A 25,049-nucleotide genomic window follows, 5' to 3' on the forward strand; every position below is an offset into this window, starting at 1 on the left:
CAATACTAAAAACAACAATTCTACGTATAGAAATTGGCTGTATTCTTTATTGCTTGGAGTAAAGAATAATGGAAGCCTAAGACCTGAACTAAGCTTTCAAAAAGTAAGTGAGTTATGCTTTTAAAATAAGGTGGAGAGCTATCAAGGAATTGGATAAAAGATAGGCTTTGCAACAGAGACGAAGTGGCTTAAATGATTATTGTTTATTATTACTAATCAAAATAAAAAATTTCAGCAATAATAAGCCCCTACATGTGAGAGATACATCAATATAAATGAGCTAATTAAACACCCTATTCAACTCATTTATTGAGCCGAATATATGTTATATTTAGCTCACCTTGGAAAGATTCTAAGTGGAGACTAAGATGCAAGATTGGATTTGGCAAAGTGAAAACTGGGTAAACTTCACATGGGAAGATGAAATCATCTTGCCTAAAACCAGACAAATTCATCAAAAAATTGGAATTCTACTTGGGCAAAGTCAACATGATTTAGCCAAAGAACAATTCACATTAGATACTCTACTTGCCAATCTTGTAGCGTCATCAGCGATTGAAAACGAGACCTTAAATGTGTATTCATTACGCTCCTCACTTGCTCGTCGTTTGGGTGTTACCCTTGAACAACCTTACCCAAGTTCAGACCGATCTGAAGGCTTAGCCAACATCATGTTGGATGCGCTTAACAACGTAAAGCAACCGCTTACTGTTAAACGTCTTATGCAATGGCACCAATGGCTTTTTAATGACCCTGATTGGACAATGCAGCGTTTACGTATTGGTCAACTCAGAGGTTCAGAACCAATGCAAGTTGTCTCTGGTCGATTGGATTATCCAACAGTTCACTTTGAAGCACCTCCTAGAGAAGGACTAGAAGAACGTTTAGAAGCTTTTATCAATTGGTTTAATCATAGTCTAAACAATGCTTTGCTTGACCCGCTACTTCGTGCAGGTATTACTCACTTATGGTTTATCACACTCCACCCTTTTGATGATGGTAACGGTCGTATTACACGTACACTCACAGACCTTGCTTTAGCACAAATGGATGAACAGAGTATTCGCTTGTATGCAATGTCCCCCGTTATATTAAATAAACGCAAAAGTTACTATGAAATATTAGAACAAACCCAAAAAAATGATTCCAATATCACCAATTGGCTTGTTTGGTTTTTAGATACCTTAAATGACAGCCTTGAAACGACGTTAAAGCAAATTAATCGAACATTGTTTAAAAGCCAGTTTTGGCATAAATATTCAAACTTAGATCTTCACGAAGGGCAACGCAAAGTATTGAATCGTTTATTAGATGGTGGTCAAAATGGCTTTGAACATGGTATTAGCGCCTCACAATATCAGAAGGTTGCTAAAGTCAGTAAAGCTACGGCTACTCGCCACTTATCTGACTTGCTCGAAAAAGCGTGTATAATCAAATTGGAAGGTGGTGGGCGTAATACTCGCTATCAGATCAATACTCAATTATAAAATAGAGTACTTTTATTTTTTACGGTATATTTTGCGGTAAAATCAATTTACTGCATAAATTATCAAATTAAAATTCAATTAGATAAGCTAACAGTTCGAGTCCCGCAGGGCGCACCATCATTTTTCCCAAACTTAGCAGCACATAGCTCCAAGTACATTGATGTTTAAATATTTTTTTAAATTTATTAACCGCCTATAATTCAACAAAACCGCCCATAGTTGCAATTAATGAGTACACGAATGACTATATAAATAGTTCTATTTATACCCTAGCTGATTTTCAATTGATAACTAATAGAAGCGAACGAGTTTAAAGTCTTTATATATTAATTTTATACATGTAAAAAAAAATGATTGAGGGCATAACTATATGATATATACAATTAAACACCCCACTCATTTGCTTTTTATATAGTTTTAACTATAAGAATATTTGATGGGTTTTGTTTTTAGCAACTTGAGAAATGTTCACTCTAATTACGTAAAACTCTATTAGAGTTTTTTCCATGTCATATTACTCATGGTATTACTACTTTTAGATTTACCCTGAACTTTAAGCTGATCCTTCGATGCGTTTATACGAGCATCAACATTATAGACCTGACCATCTTGTGTATTAATCCATACACCCTTAGTGAATTGCTGATGATTACTATCGGCAACAAGTCCTCTTAAAGTCTCCATCCCGAAAATCGGCTGATTTTTCAGAACACCCCGACATTTAGTACAGGTTTCAGCAACTGGCGCACCAGGCAACGGATAATTTTTAGTGACAACAGCACTGTACTGCCCTGTTTTAGAATTTTTGCGAATCACAATATCTGAAATATAATATCCGGTACGGTCATCTATGACCTTCCATGTGCCAATTAACGGGTCAAAAGGCATGGCATTTAATGGGTTGATAAGCCCCAGCAGTAGTGCAACAGCACCAATAAATTTAAACTTCATATAAAGATATTTTACAACTAAGTTAGAAAAGAAGCACAAGTGTGTATAAAGCGCGGGGGATTATAGCAATTATTTTTTTTCAAAAGACAAAAAATTCATCAAGATGAAACACATACCCTATCCTAGGTTCGAACAAAAAGTAGTTCAACAATGTAATTGCGTTGGGTTTTCTTTTTCTCATTTCCTCTTATAATTCATCTACCAATAACAACATAAAACCATGAAATCAAAAATACGAACCGGCCCTACTTCTCTATTGCTATCAGCGGCTGCCAAAAGCAATCTGAAGAAGCCATCGCTTCTGAACCAGTTGTTGATCCAGGGGTAAAAGCTCAATTCGAAGAATCAGATGCCAAGATCGAACAATTCCTGAATCAATTGGATAACCCAGACACTAAACAAAAAGTGCGGAAACAGGTCCTGTGTACAAATTATCCTTCTGAATACAAAAAGAATTACATACCAGCACTATTAAAGCTTTCTCCTAAAAATTACACTACTGAAGTCATGTTGCTTTCTGATCTGGAAAGGCATTGGATGGCTATGGATTACGATAAAGTAAAACACAACATTCAATGCTGAACTTAATTGTAAATTGCAGGTGAGCTGTTATGGAAAGAGCTGTTATTGCAGTAATTCTCATTATTATCGTGATATTACTGATCACTTTTTATTTCAAGAAAAAATAACTCACCTGCTTATTTATAAAGCAAATCTAAACAGTACTGTCATTTTATAGGTGTATATTCACACCCTGATACTACGGATAGTATTCGATCGCACAGACCCACTTCGGTGGGTTTCTTTATATTTTTCTTCAAATTAACATTGCCAAATGCTATCACGACTTTAGTATTTTCTTAATTATATAAATTAAATATACCATGTCTGACTTTTAGATATCTTTAAGTGAATACCTTACAACTGTCCACACGATACCATCTAGGATCATTCAAAAGATACTCAGTTCTGGTATCAAAAGAACCTCAAATCACCATGAGATTAAACTTGATTTAAGCATCATTTTACATGAATTTCATTATTCAAAATTTCACTGGTCTAAGCTGACAATAAGATAAGAATTTTGTACTCCTCGAATGAAATATAAAGATCAATAATCCAAGCAATTAAAATTTAATGCTTTGAACTGCTATTGTTTAATTTCAATTATTACGCTTAAAAAGAGAACTCTATCACATAAAAATATGATACTTTTTATGATAAATGATCACTTTTTAATCAAATAAATATTCAAACAAAATAATTATCAATTAAATTTAATTTATTATTTTTCAATTATTTAAAATAAACTATTAGTCTAAATTTAGACTAAAAACTCTAATAAGTTCATTTTTTAAACTCTATAGTTTTTTATAGAGCATTTACTCTTTTTTTTATTGTGCTATTTTTGTCACATGGAGTAACAAATGATATCTGGTTATATAACTGATATTAGGAAAATAAATTTAGCGCATTCAAAAACACAAATCAGCCGTAATAAAATTTGTACCTCAAGGAAAGACACAAAATGAAATTAAAAACTCTTAGTACCGCAATGATTCTTGCAACAGTACCAATGACGGGTGCATTTGCAGCTGCACTAGATCGCTCAGGTCAATCTATTTCAGCCTTCCTACAACCGGGTAACTATTTCGAAGCGGGTATTTCTGTTTTAGATCCAAATGTTTCAGGTAAAGTAAATAATGGATATACTCCAAACCAAGCAGCTCCAGCAAGTGCTATTGGGCTTCAAAATACAAACTTATCAGATATGGGAGATGATTATTATTTTCCAAGCGCAGCATTAAAATTACAGCTTACTGATAATTTCTCTTTTGGCTTAATTTACGATCAGCCTTTCGGAGCTGATGCAACTTATTCAGCCACAGACTCAAGTTCACCTGCTGTACTACCAGGTGCATTAGCCGCATTTCAAGGTCAAGGTTTATTCCATAATGGTTCTGAATCAACTAAAGTTGAAGTAAAAACACAAAATATATCAATGCTATTTGGTTTCCAACCAAATAAAAATTTAAATTTTTATGCAGGTCCAGTTTATCAAACTGTTAAAGGTGACGTTCAATTACGTGGTCTAGCATATGGCGGTAGCAGTACATTTGGCTCTTACAATGCCAATATGGAAGAAGACGGTTCAGTCGGCTGGTTAGCTGGTTTTGCTTATCAAATTCCTGATATTGCTCTCAAAGCATCTTTAACCTATCGTTCTGAAATTGACCATGATGCAAAAACTACTGAAACTTTTAATACAGGTTTATTTGCTGGTCTTAACCTACAACCAAATTCAAGTACTTCAATCACGACACCACAATCTGTTAACTTGGATTTCCAAACCGGCATCATGGCAGATACCGTAGCATTTGCTAATGTACGCTGGGTTGAATGGTCTAACTTCTCCATTCGCCCACCTAAATTTGGTACAGCTAGTGTACAAGCACCTGTTGTAGCTTCAACTGGAAAACCAAATGGTTTTGATTTAGTTGCATACTCTGATGATCAAATTTCCGCAACAGTAGGTGTTGGTCGTAAAATGAGTGAGCAATGGGCGGGTAACGTATCAGTAGGTTGGGACTCAGGTGCAGGCAACCCTGTATCTACCCTTGGTCCTACTGAAGGCTACTGGAATGTGGGTTTAGGTTTACAATTCAGTCCAGCACCAAACTACTTTATTGCGGGCGGTGTGAAATACTTTTGGTTAGGCGATGCTGACGCTCAATCAGGTGCTCAATTCAATACACCAGCAACTGTAGCTAAATTTGAAGACAACGATGCACTTGCATATGGCTTAAAAATTGGTTACCGCTTCTAATATCATGTAATCCATTGATGAAAAAGACCATTGCTAACAATGGTCTTTTTTTCAGTCTTTGATTAGCATTTAATATACATTTATAAATTAATAGCTGTATTTTCCATCAAACGGTTAATTTTTTATTTTGAGATTTACTTCATTCTTCATAATTTCCTTTTTATTTAAAAATCATAAAGATAATTTAACAAAAATAGAATTATTACTCTATCAAGCATCATTTGTGTGCTTACAAGTCAATTATTAAACCCTAGCAGAGTATTTACTCTTTTTTTATTTATGTTACTTTTCCAGCACTTTTAGTTACAAAATGGCATCAGGGAAAGAACCATGAAGCTCAATAAAATATATTCAGCAGTTTTAATTAGCCTACTTCCATCTGCTTCAGTATTTGCCGCTGGCTTAGATCGTTCAGGTCAATCTATCGCCACATTTTTACAACCCGGAAATTATTTTGAAGCAGGCATTTCTATTTTAGACCCTGAAGTTTCAGGTAAAGATAAGTCTGGAAATACGGCTACAGATATGGCTGGTGACTACTATTTCCCACATGCTGCTTTGAAAGTTCAAGCGAATGAACACTTTTCTGTAGGTTTAATTTACGATCAACCTTATGGTGCGGATGCAGAATACTCTGGAAATAATAATTTTGTAGAAAATCGTCCTGTTCTTTTTAAAGGTGGCACCTCTGTCGAAGTAGACACACAAAACTTAAATCTCATATTAGGCTACCAACCGACTCAGAATTGGAACTTATATGCAGGTGCCGTATATCAAACTGTGGATGGTACAGTACTACTTCGTGGTACTACCTATAGTGCTTTCAATGGCTACGATTTCAGAACGGGTGAAGATGAATCGGCAGGCTGGTTAGCAGGTGTTGCATATCAAATTCCGGAAATTGCACTCAAAGCTTCCGTCACCTATCGTTCAGAAATCAAGCACAAGATCAATGCTTATGAACGCTTTAATGCTGCTGGCATGACAGGCAATACCCTATTAGATAATGCAATGACTGTCTTAAATGCATCTTCAGGACAAACTGAATTAACCACGCCACAATCTGTCAATGTTGATTTACAGAGCGGCATTATGGTGGACACTGTTGCCTTTGCAAATCTGCGTTGGGTGGATTGGTCTAATTTTAAAGTTCAACCCTACAATTTTGGTAAACTCTCTCAAATGCTTGGACAAGCAGGCCTAGTACCCGGAAAACCGAATGGCTTTAATCTAATTGACTATAAAGACGATCAAATTTCTGCAACAGTAGGCCTGGGTCGTAAACTGAATGAACGTTGGGGTGCCAATGTCTCTGTAGGCTGGGATTCAGGTGCGGGTAATCCAGTCACTACCCTTGGTCCAACGGAAGGCTACTGGAATGTGGGAACAGGTGTGCGCTTCTCCCCTGCTGAAAACTACTTTATCGGAGCAGGTGTGAAATATTTCTGGTTAGGTGATGCTGATGCTGTGACTGGAGCGCATACCCAAGCAGGACAATTTGCAGATAACCATGCTATCGCTTATGGTTTGAATGTAGGTTATAAATTTTAAATATATTTTATATGTTTAAAAAAGGCGTACCCGATGGTACGCCTTTTTTACTTATATAAATATAAGGATTTAAGCTGGAATATTACGCACTGAAGCATTACGAATCGCTTCTTTTAATGCATCATACCCGTGAATCGGTGGAAACTGTGGGAATTCCGCAATGACATTTTCCGGTGCATCAAACAAGAACCCGTGGTCTGCTTCGCCCAGCATTGTGGTGTCGTTATAAGAATCGCCTGCTGCAATCACACGGAAGTTCAAACCGTGCAGTGCTTTAACGGCCTGGCGCTTTTGATCTGGCTGACGAAGTTTATAAGCGGTGATCATGCCATTTTCATCCGTTTCTAACTTGTGACAGAAAATGGTTGGCCAATCCAGTTGCTTCATTAAAGGATGAGCAAACTCATAGAACGTATCTGAAAGAATAATCAATTGAAAATGAGTGCTGACCCATTTCACAAATTCTTTTGCCCCCGGGAAAGGTCCCATCTCTGCAATTACTTCCTGAATATCGTTTAAGCCCAAACCGTGTTCTTTTAAGATATTCAGGCGCTGCGTCATTAACACATCGTAGTCTGGAATATCACGTGTAGTGGCTTCCAATGCTTTAATTCCTGTTTTTTTGGCAAAGTTAATCCAAATTTCCGGAACCAGCACCCCTTCAAGATCAAGACATACGATTTCCATGGGTTCTCCCAATGTCAGTGAAAAAATTTTGCGTTATGATAGCTTAAAAATAGATATTTCAGGGGCTGTTTTTTAAATCTATTTTATTCATAAGCATTTATTTTTTAGTGCTAAGCAGCTTATTTCAATTCTATTAGAATCATTGTGAATTAAATTAATATAGGTTTTTAAGTGTCCAAGCCTATACGCCAGGAACTGTCATGACTCCAATCCCTACCATTGACCTTGTTGATGCACTTGCATCTGAATATGCCGACAAATCTCCCAGCGAGATTCTGGAACTTGCTTTAAGTCAAGAAGGTGAAATTGCCATTTCATTTTCGGGTGCTGAAGATGTGGTTTTAATTGATATGGCTTCTCATTTGGGCAAACCTTTTCGTGTCTTCAGTCTCGATACCGGTCGCTTGCATCCAGAAACCTATCAGTTTATCGACCAAGTTCGTAAACACTATAATATTGAAATCGAAATCTGCTTCCCTGAAACAGAAACGATGCAAAAACTGGTGACTGAAAAAGGTTTCTTTAGCTTCTATCAGGATGGTCATCAGGAATGTTGCGGTATCCGTAAAGTTCAACCCTTACGTAAAAAGCTGGCGACATTAGACGGCTGGATTACCGGTCAACGTAAAGATCAAAGTCCAGGTACCCGCAATACAATTCCAGTCGTTCAGGCCGATGCCGGTTTTTCCGGTCCAGGAAAACAACTGATTAAATATAACCCCCTGGCAAACTGGTCAAGTTCCGACGTATGGAACTATATCCGCATGATGGAAATTCCGTATAATCCGCTGCATGAACGTGGTTTTATTTCGATTGGCTGTGAACCCTGCACCCGCCCAGTATTACCGAATCAACACGAACGTGAAGGCCGCTGGTGGTGGGAGGAAGCGACCCATAAAGAATGCGGATTACATGCAGGAAATTTAAAATAATATTTTAAAAAAAATCACTGTTATTCAGTGATTTTTTTTAACTTATGATTACACATAAAGCAGTTCATTTCTTTTTGAAAAAAGATATACTAAAAACACCTTTTCATATAATTCTAACAAGCCTGTTTATATAAGAACAGCCATAAAATTGCAGTGAGGCATTCAACGCTATGCGTCCATTACACCCAATTGACTTTATTTTCCTGTCGCTGGAAAAACGTCAGCAACCGATGCATGTCGGTGGGCTGTTCCTGTTTCAAATTCCCGACAATGCGCCTGAGACCTTCATTCAAGACCTCGTTGCTGATATTCGTAAATCCAAATGTCTTCCTGTTACACCTTTTAATAATAAACTCAATGGCCTCTTCTGGGATGAAGACCAAGAATTTGATTTAGACCATCATTTCCGCCACATTGCACTTCCTCATCCCGGTCGAATCCGTGAATTGCTCACTTATATTTCACAAGAACATAGCGCACTGCTTGATCGTGCCAAACCGCTCTGGACCTGTAACATTATTGAAGGGATTGAAGGCAACCGCTTTGCCATGTACTTTAAAATTCATCATGCTATGGTCGATGGTATTGCCGGTATGCGTCTAGTTGAAAAATCCCTGTCGCAAGATCCAAATGCCAAAAGTATTGTGCCACTCTGGTGTGTTGAAGGTCCTCGCGCGAAACGTATTAAAAATCCCCCAAAGAGCCGCATAAAAAAAATCATGGGAACTTTAAAGGATCAATTGGAAGCAACGCCAAAAGTCATGTATGAATTATCCCAGACGATTTTTAAAGATATGGGACGCAATCCTGACTATGTTTCAAGTTTCCAGGCACCCAGCAGTATTTTAAATCAACGAGTCAGTTCATCACGCCGTTTTGCCGCACAATCCTTTGAATTGGGCCGCTTAAGCAAAATTGCAAAAGCACTGGGTGTCACCATCAATGATGTAGTCTTGGCCATCTGTTCTGGCGCACTGCGTGAGTATTTGATCAGTCATCACGCATTGCCGAAAAAACCGCTGATTGCTATGGTTCCGGCTTCAATTCGTGATGATGATTCTGAGGTTTCAAATCGTATTACCATGATTTTGGCTAATCTGGGTACGCATAAAGATACACCTTTAGAACGCCTGCAAATTATTCGCCGTAGTGTGTTAAATGCCAAGCAGCGGTTCAAACGCATGAATTCAAATCAAATTTTAAACTATAGCGCATTAGTTTACGGTGCAGCTGGTTTAAATATTGTCTCGGGAATGATGCCAAAACGCCAAGCGTTCAATATTGTGATTTCTAACGTGCCCGGGCCACGTGAACCGCTCTACTGGAATGGGGCAAAGCTGGATGCCCTGTATCCAGCTTCGATTGTGCTGGATGGACAGGCGCTCAACATTACCATGACCAGCTATCTGGATAAGTTGGAGGTGGGTTTAACTGGTTGTCGCAATGCCTTACCGAAGATGCAAAACCTGCTCACACACCTGGAAGATGAAATTCAGCGCTTTGAAGAGATTGTAGGACAAGATATTCCGCCAAAGAAGTTGAGAGCGGTGAGTTAGCCGCCATTTCAAAAAGTGAATAGTAAATTAATAAAGGGGCCTTTCAAAGGCCCCTTTATTTTATCTTTGCATGAGATTAATTTTTAATTGCGCGACATTGATTTAATAGTTGATGGCAAACTGAATGAATCATGGCAGCTGTAATTTGAACTTCTTTACCCTGCTCATTGACGATATAACCGTTTTGGCTCATTTTATTATCTGTAACTTTCGTATTTTGTTGAACTGCTACTTGGCTTATACTCATGTCATACCTCTTTTTTGCTAAGCCAAAACTGGGAGATTTTGGCTTTGGCTACTGTGTACGACTAGTATTCAAAATTCAGCTTAAAAAGTAAAATTTCAGATGTAACAAGTGTTTAACGATATTCTGTTACAATTTCAGCTCAGAATGATATCGTATTGCTCTTGCGTATATAGATTTTCCACCTGGAATTTGATGATACGCCCTATAAAGTGCTCCAAATCAGCCACAGCAGGTGCTTCCGCTGTTAACAATCGGTCAATCACCGAAGGATGTGCAACCACGGTAAAACCACTTTTAGATTCAAAAGCACGTGCATATCTCAAAATTTCCCGAAAAATTTCGTAACACACTGTCTCTGCCGTTTTGACATAGCCACGCCCCTGACAAGTTGGACACGATTCACATAATAAGTGTTCTAAAGATTCACGGGTACGTTTCCGGGTCATTTCCACCAGACCCAGTTCCGAAACCTGGGTGATTTTGGTTTTGGCATGATCACGTTCCAGCATACGCTCAAACTGGCTCATCACCTCTTCACGATGCTGGGCTTCCTGCATATCAATGAAGTCAATAATGATAATGCCACCCAAATTGCGTAAGCGCAGCTGACGAGCAATGACCTGTGTCGCTTCCATATTGGTTTTAAATACAGTGTCTTCTAAAGTCCGACCGCCAACATAGGAACCGGTATTGACATCTATGGTAGTCATGGCTTCGGTCTGGTCGATCATCAGATAGCCACCCGACTTCAGTGCTACGCGTGTTTGCAGGGCCTTCTGAATATCTTCTTCAACATTATATAAGTCAAAAATAGGACGTTCACCCGGATAATGAACCAGCCGGTCTTGCATGCTCGGCACAAACTCTTGCACAAATTCTTGCAACTTGGCATGTATTTCGCGTGAATCGACAGAAATTTTAGAAGTATCTTCATTGGCCAAATCACGAATGACCCGCTGTGGCAGCGGCAGTTCTTCAAAAATCAATGAAGGGACGGCAATGCTTTTTTGCTTGCGTTGAATAAATTCCCAAAGCTTGGCCAAATACGCCATATCCTGCGCAATTTCAGCTTCAGGAATCCCCTCTGCCGCGGTACGGACAATGACGCTGCCGGGTAATTTATGCTCGCTTTGAATCCGTTCGATCATTGAACGTAATCGATCTCGCTCTTCTTCAGATTCAATGCGTTGTGATACACCGATATGATGACCATAAGGCATCAGTACCAGATAGCGTGAAGGAATGGAAAGATCGGTAGAAAGACGGGCACCTTTGGTCCCGAGCATATCCTTCATCACTTGCACCGTGAGAATTTGACCGGGCTGAAGCAGTTCAAAAACATTGGGGGTTGGTTGATTACGGGGCCAGACCATATCATTGATATGTAGAAAAGCGGTTCGAGAAAGACCAATATCGACAAAAGCAGCCTGCATACCCGGAAGTACACGCACCACTTTACCTTTATAAATATTGCCCACCAATCCACGCTTCACCGTACGCTCAACAAATAATTCATTGACCGTGCCGTTCTGGATTAAAGCCACACGACATTCCATAGGTGTGACGTTAATCAACAACTCGTCAGACATAATAAAACTCAAAACATTATAAAAATTCTTTTTTGAGGTCAGTTAATTTAGTGCTTTAACTGCCTGTAATAACTGTGCGGTTTCGTGTAAAGGCAAACCCACGACATTGCTATAACTGCCTTCTATACGGGGAATATAACGCGATGCGATACCTTGAATGGCATAACCACCCGCTTTGCCTAAGGGCTCCCCGGTTGCCCAATAACTTTCCATATCATTGAGACTTAATTTTTGAAACTCAACCTGCGTCCGTACCACTATACTTGATTTTTCTTTTCTTGTACGCACACAAACACCTGAAAACACATCATGCTTGCGCCCGGAAATGCGCTGCCACATTTCAAAAGCATGTTGTTTTGATTCAGGTTTACCTAAAATTTGATCATCCACCCCCAAACTGGTGTCAGCGGCGATGACGATGGCATCCGGAAATCGCTCCAACACAGCTTGAGCCTTGCTGCAGGCTAAACGTTCGACATAGGCGGCAACATCTTCTCCGTCAAGAACAGATTCATCGATATCCGGACTATAAATCTCAAAATCTAGACCCAATTGTTGCAATAGTTCCCGGCGCCGTGGAGAACTCGAAGCCAGAATTAAACGCGCCATTTTTTTAGCATAAAGTACATGACCGGGAAAACCAGCACACTGCTCAATAAAGGCTGCCAGTGCCGGGTAAGGGAGAACTGCAAGCCGCCCATAATTTGCAAAATCCAGGTCAAAAATAAATGTGCCAGCACGGCCAGGAAGCTGATCACCCAGAGATTGCCAAAAGTCATGATACGGCGCTCACGGGTTAAAAACCGGACAATAAAGGTAATCAACACAAAACTTAGCGCATTCATGCCTAAAGGGGCATCCACTAGCAGGTCGGTGAACATGCCGGTGGCAAAGGCAAACCAGATTCCGCACCAGGTAGGCTGGCACATCACCCAAAACAGCATGAGCAGCAACATGAATAAGGGACGTGCACCTGACACGGCATAAGACAATGGATAAACCATCAGCACCGAACAGACAATGACTGAAACAATAATGGCAATTAAAGGATCACGATTGGTTTCGGCACGTAATTTAGCGAGTGGCATGCGGCTGCTCCATCGCTAATGAATCGGAAAACAGCACCACCACATGATGTCCACCGGCCAGTTGCGCGGCTGGAATGACCTCAATCTGGGCAAACTCACCCGAATTGTGCCGGTTGACTTTGGACACCGTACCGACCAGATAGCCTGCCGGGAAATGCGCCCCCAGACCTGAGCTATAGACTTTTTCACCGACCTTGACATTGGCACTGGTCGGAACATATTCCATCTTCAAATGACCTAAATCACCTGTACCCGATACAATGGCACGCATCCCGGTATGTTCTAAACGCACAGAGAGCGAGTGCTCTTTATCGGACAGCAACATAATACGGCTACTATGCGAATTGACATTGATGATTTGCCCCATAATCCCTTTATCGTCCAGTACGGTTTGACCGACCTTGAGCTGACTACTGGAACCACGGTTAATCACAATAATATGCCGTAAAGGATCTGCATCGGTACCGATGACTTCTGCAATTTCCATGCGCCCATCAATAATCAAAGGTGTATCCAGCAGACCTCTTAAACGGGTATTTTCGGCAGAAAGTTCAGATAATTTTTGCAGACGAACCTGAGCCTGCAACAACTCGGCTTGCATCGCAGTATTTTCACGACGTAACTGGGCTTCAGACTTGGTTTGTTGATTGAGCCATTCTCGCGACAACACCGGATAACTTGCGAGGGCATAAATCGGATTATATGCCGCATACAAGACATCACGTGCGGGCTGAATCACCTGAGGCATGCGCCAGTTAAAAAACAGCACAACCAGACATGTGATCACCGCAATGATAAATGAGCGAAAAGATGGCGGTTGTCTGGAAAACAGTTGTGTTTGCACCGCCTGGTCCCTAACTTAGCCTACAAATAACATGTCGTGATTTGGATTGTCGAAGAACTCCAGAACCTTGCCACCACCACGAGTCACGCAAGTCAACGGATCTTCAGCCACAACCACAGGTAGACCGGTTTCTTGTGCAAGCAGCTTGTCGAGGTTGCGCAGCAATGCGCCACCACCGGTCAGCACAATACCACGCTCTGCAATGTCAGAAGACAGTTCTGGCGGGGTTTGTTCAAGGGCAGATTTAACCGCAGACACAATATTTTGTAATGGATCGGAAATCGCCTGGGTAATTTCGTCTGAAGTCACCGTGATGGCACGAGGTACACCTTCAGCCAGGTTACGGCCACGCACTTCGATTTCGAGTGATTTGGCACCTTCATCAGGAAGAGCCATACCCACTTCTTTTTTAATCACTTCGGCAGTGGTTTCACCAATCACGCAACCATGCGCTTTACGTACATAATTGATGATCTGTTCATCAAATACATCACCGCCAATACGTAGCGAGTCTGCATAAACACAGCCCTGTAATGAAATGATAGCAATTTCAGTGGTACCACCGCCCACATCGACCACCATTGAACCACATGCCTGTTCAACCGGCATACCGGCACCAATTGCAGCAGCCATTGGCTCTTCAATCAAGCGGACATCACGTGCGCCAGCATTGAATACCGCTTCACGGATGGCACGGCGCTCAACCAAGGTCGATTTGCACGGCACGCACACCACAACACGCGGTGCAGGCGGGAATAGACGCTTTTCATGTACTTTACCAATAAACTGGTTCAACATGGTTTCGGTCACTTCGAAATCAGCAATCACCCCATCCTTCATCGGACGGATTGCAGAAATATTTGCAGGTGTACGACCAAGCATTTGTTTAGCATCAAGACCAACCGCGGCAACGATTTTCTGTGAACCGCTGTGACGGATGGCCACAACCGTCGGTTCATTTAATATAATGCCTCGTCCTGGTGCATAAATAAGTGTATTTGCTGTACCTAAATCAATGGCTAGATCGGGCGAAAACAAGCCAATTAGTCTTTTTAGAATCACGGAGACGTTCTCGATTAAACTTTATGTGGACGCAAGGTGGCAACTTTAACTAAATGTGATGATTTGGACAAGTCAATCGCTTATTATAACGCACGATATTTTGAATTTTTTTAATACTGATTAGGTAATATTATGTCTACATCGGATGCACAGCATTCTGCAGATTTAAATGCAAAAACAGTTTCAGCAATCGCACATCTGGCCCGATTGTCGCTAAATGATACGCAATCTGCTGAATATGCTCAAAGTCTAAATAAAATTTTAGGCATGATGGAAACCCTAAAAGGCATTGACACTGAAAATGTTGAGCCGCTTAAAAGTCCATTTGACCATCCACAGCCCTTACGTGAAGACGTGGTTTCTGAAGAAAATCATCGTGAAGAATATCAAGCTGTTGCACCAGCAACCCAAGATGGCTTGTACCTTGTTCCGCGCGTGATTGAATAATCTTTATTCAGTTAAATCATTTTATTAAATTAAACGTAAAGAAATATTTCTCATGACAGATTTACATCGCTTATCGATTCGTGAACTTTCCGAAGGTTTAGCTGGGGCTAAATTTTCGTCTCGCGAATTGACTGAACATTATTTAAAACGCATTGAAAAAATCGATGCCCAAGTACAATCTTATGTGACCGTAACCGCCGAGCAGGCATTGGCCCAAGCCGACGCCGCAGATGCAGCAATCAAGGCCGGCAACGCCACAGCATTGACCGGTGTGCCAATTGCGCATAAAGATATTTTCTGTACCCAAGGCATTAAAACCACTGCCGGTTCCAAAATGCTGGACAATTTTATCTCTCCTTACGACGCTACCGTTGTAGCGAAAGGTAAAGCTGCGGGCTTAGTCACTTTAGGTAAAGTGAACATGGACGAATTCGCCATGGGTTCAACCTCTGAGTCATCTTATTTTGGCGCGACCAAAAACCCGTGGGCACTGGATCACGTTCCAGGTGGTTCTTCTGGTGGTTCTGCAGCGGTGGTTGCAGCAGATTTGGCTCCTTTTGCCACTGGTACTGATACCGGCGGTTCGATCCGTCAACCGGCTTCATTCTGTGGTTTGACTGGTCTTAAACCGACCTATGGCCGTGTGTCTCGTTTCGGTATGATTGCCTATGCCTCATCTTTAGACCAAGGCGGTCCAATGGCGCGTTCGGCGGAAGACTGTGCTTACTTGATGAACGTGATGGCAGGTCATGACGCGAAAGACTCAACCTCTGTAGAAAAAGACGTTGATGATTATGTGGCAAACCTGAATGCTACCTCAGTTAAAGGTTTACGCATTGGTATTCCAAAGCAATACTTTAACGTTGCCGGCTTAGATGCCGACGTCAAAGCACGTGTTGAAGAATCATTGAAAAAGTTAGAAGAAATGGGCGCTGTGTTGGTTGAGATTGATCTCAACATGACAGAAAGCTACGTGCCGACCTATTACCTGATTGCCCCTGCTGAAGCATCTTCAAACCTGTCACGTTATGACGGCGTGCGTTATGGCTACCGCTGTGAAAACCCAGTGGACTTGATGGACCTCTACAAGCGTTCACGTTCAGAAGGTTTCGGTGCTGAAGTGCAACGCCGTATCCTGATTGGTACTTATGCCCTGTCTGCAGGTTATTACGATGCCTACTACGTAAAAGCACAAAAAGTACGTCGTTTAATCCAGCAAGACTTCCTCAAAGCATTCGAATCTGTCGATGTGATTGCCGCGCCTTCTGCGCCAACCACTGCATACCGGATCGGTGCAAACTTAAGCCCAGTTGAAATGTACCTGGGTGACATCTACACCATCGCGGTAAACCTTGCAGGTCTTCCTGCGATTAACGCGCCTGTTGGTTTTGACAAAGACAACCTGCCAGTTGGCTTACAGCTGATTGGTAACTACTGGTCAGAATCGCAATTGCTGTCTGTGGTACACCAGTATCAACAAGCAACCGATTGGCATACAAAACGCGCTGCAATTGCTGAGGAGAATGCATAATGGCGAAGAACAATGCAAAACCTAAGTCAAACCTGATTGATGGTTGGGAAGTTGTCATTGGTATCGAGATTCATACTCAGCTGGCGACGAAATCTAAGATCTTCTCGGGTTCATCAACCGAATTTGGTAATGATCCAAACACTCAGGCAAGTCTGGTTGATTTAGCCATGCCGGGCGTATTGCCAGTACTGAACAAAGAAGTAGTGGATTTAGCGATTCGTTTTGGTTTGGGTATTGATGCTTACATCGACCAGGCATCTGTATTTGCACGTAAAAACTACTTCTACCCGGACTCGCCTAAAGGCTACCAGATTAGCCAGATGGACAACCCGATTGTGGGCTTGGGTCATATCGACATCCAGCTTGAAGATGGCACCACCAAACGCATTGGGGTAACACGTGCGCACCTTGAGGAAGATGCCGGTAAATCGATTCACGACCAGTTTGAAGGTATGTCAGGCATCGACTTAAACCGTGCAGGTACTCCATTACTTGAAATCGTATCTGAACCAGATATGCGCTCAGTTGAAGAAGCGGTTGCCTACATTAAGGCAATTCACACGCTGGTACGCTGGTTAGGCATTTCTGATGGTAACATGGCAGAAGGTTCGTTCCGTGCCGACTGTAACGTGTCTTTACGTCGTCCGGGTCAACCATTCGGTACACGTTGTGAACTGAAAAACCTGAACTCATTCCGTTTCATTGAACAAGCGATTAACGTAGAAATTGAACGTCAAATGGAAATCCTGGAATGGGACGGCACCATTGATCAGGAAACTCGTTTGTTCGACCCTGTGAAGATGGAAACGCGTTCTATGCGTTCTAAAGAAGAAGCGAACGATTACCGCTACTTCCCTGACCCAGACTTGTTGCCTGTGATCATTGCCGACGAGCAAATCGAAGCGATTAAAGCGACCATGCCTGAGCTTCCTGCTGCACGTCGTGCGCGTTTTGTAGCGGACTTCGGTGTGACTGAGTACGATGCGCACGTTTTAACGCTTACCCGTGAAATGTCAGAGTTTTATGAAGAAGTGGTTAAAGCTGCTGGAGGTGCTGCGCAAGGTAAGATTGCTGCAAACTGGGTGATGGGCGAATTCTCAGGTGCGTTAAACAAAGCAGGTCTGGATTTGGTTGACTCTCCTGTTTCCGCTGAAAAACTTGGCGGCATGATTGCACGTATTGTGGACAACACGATTAACGGCAAGATTGCGAAGCAAGTGTTCGGCTTTATGTGGGAAGAAGGCAAAACTGCGGACGAGATTATTGCTGAAAAAGGCTTGAAACAGGAAACTGATACAGGCGCAATTGAAGCGATTATTAAGGAAGTGCTTGCTGCCAACGAGAAGATGGTTGAAGAGTATAAATCTGGTAAAGAGAAAGCCTTTAACGGTCTTGTTGGTCAAGTGATGAAAGCAGCGAAAGGTAAAGCCAACCCTGCACAAGTAAATGAGTTGATGAAGAAATTGATTGGTTGATTTAACCTTTTAATTTGATTTAAAAAGCCTCGATTTATCGGGGCTTTTTTGTATACTAATAAAACAAAATAACCAATAAGAAGCTTATGGAAATTAGTTCAGTTCTTCCAATTCTATCTGCTGTAGTCACAGTATGTTCTATACCTGTCACCTTACACATTATTCATCAACACAAACGTAAAAAATTTAAAGATGACCTAGAAAATTTCACAGAATATTTTGAAAAATTTTATAAAAATACAAGTTCTGAGTTACCTATACTTTTGAGAGATAAAGCTGCACAAAATTTGACACGAACACCAAGAATCAGTGCTGAAGTAATAGATTACATTATTAATTTACATGAACAAAGGCTAGTTAAGTTTGACATACTTACCGACCACTATCATTGGGGAAACAGGTATATCAAAATAACCCTAAAAAATGATCAAATGACCTTTTCAAAAAATTGGTATATTTGTGTTCTAACAAAAATATTCCTTTATTTTATCTATTATTTAATGGCTTTTTTCTCTGGCTTTTTATGTCTAGATATTATTAATCTGTCTAGTGTTAGTTGGTTTGACCCACTCATAGGAATAGCCTCTTTCATTTGTGCTATTTTTTCACTGAATAAAGCTGATGACATGGGAGAAGCTTTAAAATTTCTTAATATAATAAATAATGCTCAAGAAAGTATTCAAGCTCAACAAAAAATAGAAACAGATCTTACTATAGATTTGGCTTCATAAATCCGCCATATTCTTAAATCAATGAATTGATGAAGAAATTGATTGGTTAATATGATTTTTTTGAAAAAGAAAACCCGTCATTGGACGGGTTTTCCAACTCAAAATGTAAAAACTTCTTTTGCTTTTTCAATTGTCTTTGAACCTACACCTTGTACTTCTGATAGTTGCTTAAGCGTTAAGCCTTTATTTTTGACTCTTGCCACTATAATTGCTTTAGCTACATCTCTTTTTACATTAAGTAATGCTTCGATTTCATCCAACGAAACCTCTGTAATTAATGGTTGCGTTGTTCTATTTTGAGGATCAATATTTAAATACTCTAAAAGGTCTGCAAGCATTAAATAAATATGAAAAATAGCTTTCGTCGCTTCAAGTTGCGATACTTCTGTATGCACACCTTTACATGTTAATGTGTAATCAGCAGCCATCCAACTCCCTAAATAATCTAAATGCGCTTTAGCCATATCTTTATTGCTTTTAGATTCAATAGCGACATCCATAAATCTCCAAATTCGGTTTATATACTGATTTTGCTTAAAAGTACGACCATTAATATTTTCATCTGTAGGAGGATATAATATATCTGCTAAGCTTTCTAATAAGCGCCTACATGTTGCTAAAGCCTGAGACCATTCTTCTTTAGAATCAGATGAAACTGATCTAAACGCTAACATGAGTTGTTCAGCGATCTCAGGATCCAGATCAAGTAATTTGTCATCTACGGCATTTTTTAAGAGATCAAAGCCCGAAGCAACTGTACCTGAAAATTTCAATCTATTATATAAATCAGTCAAATACTTATGACACTTACCTTTAACATAAGCTAATCTCTCTTGAACATTATTCAAGTACAAGGTTTTATCATTACCATGCTTTTTGAGATATGGTAAATGCTCTTCAAGATGATGAATCGATTTATTAAGCCCACCAGTACCAGAATTAGTTTTTTGGAGCAAAAAATTGGTTGTGCAGAGAAATTTGATATCAATATCAACTTTCGTCAGTGTCTCTAGCAGATCTTTATAAGTTTGATCACTTAGGTTAATACTTTTGCCATGCTGAGCTTCATCCAAAATCTTCGAAACTAATTCTTTTAAAGGTTCAATATATTTTTCATTACCAAGTTCAATTTCAGCCCAAATATAATAATTTTTTTCTTCTAGCAAGTTCGAAGCTCTAGAGAGTTTTTGTACAGCAACAGTTATACTTCCTTTCTGTGACTCTAATTCTTTGAGCCCTTCTTCAACAATTCTTAACGCTTCTTCTTTCTTATACATTGCTCAAAAACCTTAATTTTTCAAAAGCTAAACACTCAATAATATAATCTGAAATTAATTTCTTATCTGCATAAAATGCTAATTTTTGAATAGAAAATTTAACCTTACAATCACCCCAAATATCTCACACCAAAATAACATGACCATCAAAAAAATATCCTCTATCGCCAAACTCGAAGACCTAGGACGTGTTCAACTGTCAAAGTCATTTTTTATGCATGACTAATACCCTCATCCCCCGCCTTCTCCCAGTGGGAGAAGGAGCTTTCATTATCAATTTAATCCCTCTAAATCTCCCTTTAGAAAAGGGAGACTTTGTCACGTAGTCTATTGGATACGCGGGGTTCCCTCTCCTGAGCAAGTTTTAAAGTACTGCTTTAAAATGAAGCGCAAGAAAGGAGGAGGGCTAGGGAGAGGATTTTTAAAAATTAATACTCTTCTCTTAAATTTTCTAGTTCAGTCGCACGTTCCGCGGTCGATTCCATGTAGCAACTGTTGCTATTTACAGTTGCAATCGTCCCGCCATTCGGGTCGGCATAAAAATCGCAATTGGCATCACGATAGCGAATCCAGAGACGCTGAACCTCTTGAAGCTGTTTTTTACGGTTTGCATTCAGCGAGGCCATCGTCTGTTTATAGGCATTATTTAACCGTGTATCTTGGCGATCTGTTTCGGCTGTAATACAATCCAGCATATTTACAGTAACGCCATCTGAACGATCCATACAATTTGAGTATTGCCGACTCAAATCATTGTCCCCTGCGTACAGTGTAGGAGAAAGTATCAACATACTGAAACCCAATAAAGCAGTGCGTTTGAACATAACAACCCCTATTTTTTCATTTATGTTATTCATAATAAATACCATAATTAAACCCTGCAACGCATGCATTAAATCAGTTATTTCCCTCTTAACTCACCCAACTTATTCCACAAATCCGGTGTCAAGAAAGTGACCACCAGTTTATTTAAATCCACATAGCGCAGCACACCTTTGAGCTGACTTTCTACTTCAGGATTTTCTAAAATTTCCTCACCGGTAATCTGTCCAAGCTCCTGAAAACTATCGCCCACCGCTTGTACACCCTCCGCCGCAATGACAGCTTTGGTCTGGCTCGCACATTGATCTACCAATATACGCTGTAAGACCTGAGCTAAATTTTTATCCAGCTGGGTTCTCTGCTCTTCATTCACATTACTGAATTTCTTCAATTCCGGATGTGCAGATAACGCAACAAAGGTCCATTGCAATACCGTTGTTTTATCTGCTGCCGTGGTGGATTTCACCAGACAGTTACTCAGCTGATCCACCGTTGGTCCGGCCATTGCAACTTGTGTTGTTCCCATAACCGCAGTTGCCATCAAAGCAGAACAACCGATTCGAGCAAAGCGACGCCCCAAGGGGGTGAAAATAGAGTAAAACATAAAGCAAACTTCCATTTTGAACTGCTGTCTTTTTATCATAAATTGCCGGGTGCAGCCTGTTATGGCTATGTAAAATCAAACTTCTTTTTCAGCTTGTCTATCCAGCTGACAATTTGAAGAGTTTCCGGCTTCGACTAAAGAAAGCCACCTCATCCTTAAAAATGACCTCTGCTTATGCTATGGTAAATGAAAATAAAACTTTATATAAATCATATCTGAACAGAGGGAAAAATCATGGCTAAACAAATATTGATGCTGGTGGGCGACTATGCCGAAGACTACGAAACTATGGTGCCATTCCAGTTTTTAACAGGCCTGGGCTATACCGTACATGCAGTCTGTCCGGATAAAAAAGCCGGCGACAGCATCGCCACAGCCATTCATGACTTTGAGGGCGAGCAAACCTACAGTGAAAAGCGTGGTCATAACTTTGCCATCAATTATGACTTTGACTCGGTCAATACCGAAGATTATGTAGGACTGGTCATTCCGGGTGGGCGTGCACCTGAATACCTGCGCATGAATGCACGTGTGGTGGAAATTGTGCGTGAATTTGATGCTGTTCAAAAACCGATTGCAGCCGTATGTCACGGTGCACAGCTTTTAGCAGCTGCCGATGTACTTCAAGGTAAAACCTGTTCTGCTTACCCTGCATGTGCAGCGGAAGTGAAACTTGCAGGTGGTTTATATGCAGATATTGCCGTGACTGAAGCAGTCACCGACGGACATCTGGTGACTGCGCCGGCTTGGCCTGCGCACCCTGCCTGGATGGCGCAATTTGTGAAAGCCTTGGGTGCAACGATTCAGCTGTAATGCTGCCGCGTTAGGATTTGAAAATTTCAACATTCACGTTCCATCGCATGATGATGGAACGTGGCACTGATGAAGATGAGCAAAATAGCTTTTTACTTCATCTGCCTAAGCATATTTTTCGCCCCACTGTGATTATAATTCACGGCTAAATTTTGCAAGACCCGCCTTGCTTGAGCTTTAGAATTAGAAAAGCGGTTGCTATAACTTGGCACACTGGTTAAACAGCGCGCCACCAGCATCCCCGATTCAGTATAGACCCGGGTTCCCTCCGTTCCCTGCAATTTGCCATAATTATAGGCCCGCTGTGCATTATTACAGGCAGCCACCTGATTTTTACCGCTATTTAAATCACGGCGTGCAGCGACGTAAAATTTCACCTGCTGCTGTTGCGGACTTTCCACCACTTTTAGCGGCTGTTTTTCAGGTAACTCTGCTGCAGGCTTGGTTTCTTTTTTCAGTTCCGTTTCTTTTTTAGCTTCAGCCTCTTGTTGAGGCACAGACTTGTTCAGCGCTTTTTTATTGCCCTGATCATTGGAACTGTTTTTTTTATCTGCAACATTTGTAGTCACACGGATATTTTTATAAAACTTTTTGGCTTCATCCGCAGACATCAGCCTGGTCTGCAAACTGACGACACGCGTATCACGCCCATCATTGAGTTTACGTTCAGCCACCGGCTCAATAGACGCAATCCAGCTTTGCCCATTATTTTGTACGCACTTGTAGGCACCTATGCCTTGTTTGACATTGCCAGATGCAGATAAACGCTTTTTATCCGATGCATCCTTCACCAGAGTCATGGAGCTCTTATAGAGCAGCGTGAATTTGCCCTGCTTGGCAGAACAGTAATTGTTTAAATATTTTCTTGGATATAAAGATTGCGGCTCTTTGTCATTCTGTTTTGCTCCCCATGAATAGACATATTCTTTGGCATGTCCATTCGATTGGTTAATATTTTTTTGAACGATCATTTCCTGTGCTGAAGCATAATTTTTAGCGGAATCATCTGAGCTCAAAGCATTAAAACTGGTACAGCCATGTAAAGTGATGCCCACTCCGCCAATCAAGATGAATGTTTTGAAATTCACGTATTAATGCTCACTGATGCTGTCATTAAGAAAATATATGAAAATCCGGGAAATCACAAATACACTACCTTGATTTTATTATTAATTCCCACTGATTTACAGGATACATTTTTATCTGAAAAAGCAAAATAACTGCCAATCTTTTAAAAGTTTCAGCACTGAAATCTGAAGGAGATAACACTTTTTAGCCAATTTGAAACTTTGTATGATTGGTGAAGCTTTAGTTATCCCTGATGCTATTCGGCAATTTCCATCATGACCTGATGTAAATTTAATCTTTTATATAAATAGCCAGCTGGCGTACTCAAAAGCAAAAATGAAATGGGTTATTTCACCACGGCTTCAATTAAATCAAGATCCCAGGCACCACCGGCAAAACCTTTACACATGCCAGACCAGCGATCTACAGTTTGAACGAAAGCTTGTCCCTGCCAAATCCATTCGCTCATCTTCCAGCAATCACCAATACCACGACCCTTTTGTGCACTGCTGATTTCGCCTGCTGCAAAACCCGATGCAGATTCGGTCACAAAGCTGGCTTTGCCTGTTAAAGATTGATTCATTACCCAAGCCCCATAGCCTTCATTGTAGGCTCCGCGCCAGCATAGGGTGGTAGCTATAACTTTGTTATTGGTAAGCTTATAGAGTTCAATCGCTTGTGGTTTGGCACCCTCTCCATCATAAATGCCTTCACAAAATTCAGCTACATCTGACTGTGTCGGCCGGGCAGCCATGAGTAACTTATGCAGGTTTTGGTACTGTCTGCTATTGGGCTGTAGTGTTAAATAAGGTTTTGCTGCGGTTTTTACTTTATTGACCACTAATTTGGGCTGTGCTGCCAATACTTTCGACTCATCTGCAGTTCCGGGGTTGACCAAAGCACCTACCGTACCCATACGTTGTTGAAAATCATCCATTTTCAATAATGAAGCCGTCATGCCTGCATCAGAAACCTGCCAGGTGTAATAGGCATTTTTAAATACGATGTTCGCTTTTTTCCGGGTCTGTTGTAACAGTGCATTGAGCTGTTTTCTATTTAGCGCTCCTGTGAGCAGTTGCTCTGAAATGTTAATCCTGACTCGGCCATAATCCTGATTATTGATAAAAAAGTTTAAATTATTCAGTTTCTTGTTATCTAAGGCTTGATCAAAACTGGATAAGGCAAATGTCCCTTGTACGGTTTGTTTTGCTCCAGCTTTACGGGTCAACAAGATTGTGGCGGGCATGCTTTGCAGATAATCATCCTGATAGCCTGCTGCCCGACAGGTGCCGGTATTACTGCAATACACTTCCCAATCCTGATGAGAAAAAGACATGCCTTGAATTTCTTTGGCAAATGTTAGAGGACTGGTCACGGCCAGACAGCAAAGCGAAGTCCACGCATAAAACCTTTTCATTTTTTTCTGCCCCTTCCCTTTTTAATTACTATACTTCAGCATT

General features: G+C 40.8%; 23 protein-coding genes. 10 read left to right on the forward strand and 13 right to left on the reverse strand.

From position 1 onward, the window contains the following. Window positions 1-368: 368 nt before the first annotated feature. A complete protein-coding gene (locus BLP85_RS09175; RefSeq protein WP_092819799.1) occupies window positions 369-1,487 on the forward strand; it encodes a Fic family protein in 1,119 nt (372 codons plus the stop codon). Window positions 1,488-1,979: 492 nt separating this feature from the next. Here BLP85_RS09175 and BLP85_RS09180 read toward each other — a convergent pair whose 3' ends face one another. Continuing rightward, entirely contained in the window at window positions 1,980-2,438 is a 459-nt protein-coding gene (locus BLP85_RS09180) for a DUF2147 domain-containing protein (RefSeq protein WP_092819800.1), read from the reverse strand. 1,528 nt (window positions 2,439-3,966) lie between these two features. Here BLP85_RS09180 and BLP85_RS09190 point away from each other — a divergent pair. Continuing rightward, window positions 3,967-5,265, forward strand: a complete 1,299-nt coding sequence (locus BLP85_RS09190; RefSeq protein ID WP_092819802.1) for an OmpP1/FadL family transporter — start codon at window positions 3,967-3,969, stop codon at window positions 5,263-5,265. A 330-nt stretch (window positions 5,266-5,595) separates the two neighbouring features. After that, window positions 5,596-6,816, forward strand: a complete 1,221-nt coding sequence (locus BLP85_RS09195) for an OmpP1/FadL family transporter (protein ID WP_092819803.1) — start codon at window positions 5,596-5,598, stop codon at window positions 6,814-6,816. 69 nt (window positions 6,817-6,885) lie between these two features. Here BLP85_RS09195 and thrH read toward each other — a convergent pair whose 3' ends face one another. Beyond that, on the reverse strand, window positions 6,886-7,503 hold the full coding sequence (gene thrH, locus BLP85_RS09200) for a bifunctional phosphoserine phosphatase/homoserine phosphotransferase ThrH (protein WP_086196902.1): 618 nt from the start codon (window positions 7,501-7,503) through the stop codon (window positions 6,886-6,888). 200 nt (window positions 7,504-7,703) lie between these two features. Here thrH and BLP85_RS09205 point away from each other — a divergent pair, with 200 nt between their 5' ends. Together BLP85_RS09205 and BLP85_RS09210 are read left to right on the forward strand one after the other, a co-directional pair. After that, a complete protein-coding gene (locus BLP85_RS09205) occupies window positions 7,704-8,435 on the forward strand; it encodes a phosphoadenylyl-sulfate reductase (RefSeq protein ID WP_092819804.1) in 732 nt (243 codons plus the stop codon). Between the two features lie 170 nt (window positions 8,436-8,605). After that, entirely contained in the window at window positions 8,606-9,991 is a 1,386-nt protein-coding gene (locus tag BLP85_RS09210; protein ID WP_092819805.1) for a WS/DGAT/MGAT family O-acyltransferase, read from the forward strand. 76 nt (window positions 9,992-10,067) lie between these two features. On the opposite strand, the gene BLP85_RS14955 is transcribed toward BLP85_RS09210, so the two are convergent. The 6 genes from BLP85_RS14955 to BLP85_RS09240 form a co-directional block, all read right to left on the reverse strand. Next, window positions 10,068-10,238, reverse strand: a complete 171-nt coding sequence (locus BLP85_RS14955; RefSeq protein ID WP_086196905.1) for a PA1571 family protein — start codon at window positions 10,236-10,238, stop codon at window positions 10,068-10,070. Between the two features lie 134 nt (window positions 10,239-10,372). Beyond that, the gene (gene rng / locus BLP85_RS09220) at window positions 10,373-11,827 is read right to left on the reverse strand and encodes a ribonuclease G (RefSeq protein WP_092819806.1); all 1,455 of its coding nucleotides are present in this window, start codon (window positions 11,825-11,827) and stop codon (window positions 10,373-10,375) included. 42 nt (window positions 11,828-11,869) lie between these two features. After that, the gene (locus BLP85_RS09225) at window positions 11,870-12,436 is read right to left on the reverse strand and encodes a Maf-like protein (RefSeq protein WP_092819807.1); all 567 of its coding nucleotides are present in this window, start codon (window positions 12,434-12,436) and stop codon (window positions 11,870-11,872) included. After that, window positions 12,424-12,915 (reverse strand): rod shape-determining protein MreD, encoded by a 492-nt coding sequence (gene mreD / locus BLP85_RS09230; RefSeq protein WP_092819808.1) that lies wholly within the window; start codon window positions 12,913-12,915, stop codon window positions 12,424-12,426. Before mreD ends, BLP85_RS09225 begins: the two co-directional genes overlap by 13 nt. Next, window positions 12,902-13,759: a rod shape-determining protein MreC gene (gene mreC / locus BLP85_RS09235; RefSeq protein ID WP_092819809.1), complete on the reverse strand. Its 858-nt coding sequence runs from the start codon at window positions 13,757-13,759 to the stop codon at window positions 12,902-12,904. The genes mreD and mreC overlap by 14 nt, the downstream gene beginning before the upstream one ends. 15 nt (window positions 13,760-13,774) lie before the next feature. Then, on the reverse strand, window positions 13,775-14,821 hold the full coding sequence (locus BLP85_RS09240) for a rod shape-determining protein (RefSeq protein WP_092819810.1): 1,047 nt from the start codon (window positions 14,819-14,821) through the stop codon (window positions 13,775-13,777). Window positions 14,822-14,953: 132 nt separating this feature from the next. On the opposite strand from BLP85_RS09240, the gene gatC reads away from it, so the two are divergent. The 4 genes from gatC to BLP85_RS09260 all read left to right on the forward strand — a co-directional run bounded on the left by gatC (window position 14,954) and on the right by BLP85_RS09260 (window position 19,005). Further along, window positions 14,954-15,268 (forward strand): Asp-tRNA(Asn)/Glu-tRNA(Gln) amidotransferase subunit GatC, encoded by a 315-nt coding sequence (gene gatC / locus BLP85_RS09245; RefSeq protein ID WP_086174772.1) that lies wholly within the window; start codon window positions 14,954-14,956, stop codon window positions 15,266-15,268. A 52-nt stretch (window positions 15,269-15,320) separates the two neighbouring features. Continuing rightward, window positions 15,321-16,799, forward strand: a complete 1,479-nt coding sequence (gene gatA, locus BLP85_RS09250; RefSeq protein WP_092819811.1) for an Asp-tRNA(Asn)/Glu-tRNA(Gln) amidotransferase subunit GatA — start codon at window positions 15,321-15,323, stop codon at window positions 16,797-16,799. Continuing rightward, a complete protein-coding gene (gene gatB, locus BLP85_RS09255; protein ID WP_092819812.1) occupies window positions 16,799-18,274 on the forward strand; it encodes an Asp-tRNA(Asn)/Glu-tRNA(Gln) amidotransferase subunit GatB in 1,476 nt (491 codons plus the stop codon). The genes gatA and gatB overlap by 1 nt, the downstream gene beginning before the upstream one ends. Window positions 18,275-18,360: 86 nt before the next feature. Continuing rightward, on the forward strand, window positions 18,361-19,005 hold the full coding sequence (locus BLP85_RS09260; protein WP_092819813.1) for a hypothetical protein: 645 nt from the start codon (window positions 18,361-18,363) through the stop codon (window positions 19,003-19,005). Window positions 19,006-19,103: 98 nt separating this feature from the next. Here the strand turns inward: BLP85_RS09260 and BLP85_RS09265 are convergent, their stop codons facing one another. From BLP85_RS09265 to BLP85_RS09275, 3 genes are all read right to left on the reverse strand, one after another. Continuing rightward, complete coding sequence (locus tag BLP85_RS09265; RefSeq protein WP_092819814.1) at window positions 19,104-20,282, reverse strand: helix-hairpin-helix domain-containing protein; 1,179 nt, start codon at window positions 20,280-20,282, stop codon at window positions 19,104-19,106. A 428-nt stretch (window positions 20,283-20,710) separates the two neighbouring features. Further along, window positions 20,711-21,106 carry a lysozyme inhibitor LprI family protein gene (locus BLP85_RS09270; protein WP_092819863.1) on the reverse strand — a complete coding sequence of 132 codons (396 nt, stop codon included), beginning with the start codon at window positions 21,104-21,106 and terminating at the stop codon, window positions 20,711-20,713. A 77-nt stretch (window positions 21,107-21,183) separates the two neighbouring features. Continuing rightward, window positions 21,184-21,708 carry a hypothetical protein gene (locus tag BLP85_RS09275; protein WP_092819815.1) on the reverse strand — a complete coding sequence of 175 codons (525 nt, stop codon included), beginning with the start codon at window positions 21,706-21,708 and terminating at the stop codon, window positions 21,184-21,186. A 234-nt stretch (window positions 21,709-21,942) separates the two neighbouring features. On the opposite strand from BLP85_RS09275, the gene BLP85_RS09280 reads away from it, so the two are divergent. Beyond that, window positions 21,943-22,521 (forward strand): DJ-1/PfpI family protein, encoded by a 579-nt coding sequence (locus BLP85_RS09280; protein WP_092819816.1) that lies wholly within the window; start codon window positions 21,943-21,945, stop codon window positions 22,519-22,521. 92 nt (window positions 22,522-22,613) lie between these two features. Here the strand turns inward: BLP85_RS09280 and BLP85_RS09285 are convergent, their stop codons facing one another. Beyond that, on the reverse strand, window positions 22,614-23,609 hold the full coding sequence (locus BLP85_RS09285; RefSeq protein WP_092819817.1) for a hypothetical protein: 996 nt from the start codon (window positions 23,607-23,609) through the stop codon (window positions 22,614-22,616). Between the two features lie 326 nt (window positions 23,610-23,935). After that, the gene (locus tag BLP85_RS09290; RefSeq protein WP_092819818.1) at window positions 23,936-25,006 is read right to left on the reverse strand and encodes a DUF1176 domain-containing protein; all 1,071 of its coding nucleotides are present in this window, start codon (window positions 25,004-25,006) and stop codon (window positions 23,936-23,938) included. Between the last annotated feature and the right edge of the window lie 43 nt (window positions 25,007-25,049).

The organism is Acinetobacter kookii (assembly GCF_900096895.1).
Taxonomy (GTDB): Bacteria; Pseudomonadota; Gammaproteobacteria; order Pseudomonadales; family Moraxellaceae; genus Acinetobacter; species Acinetobacter kookii.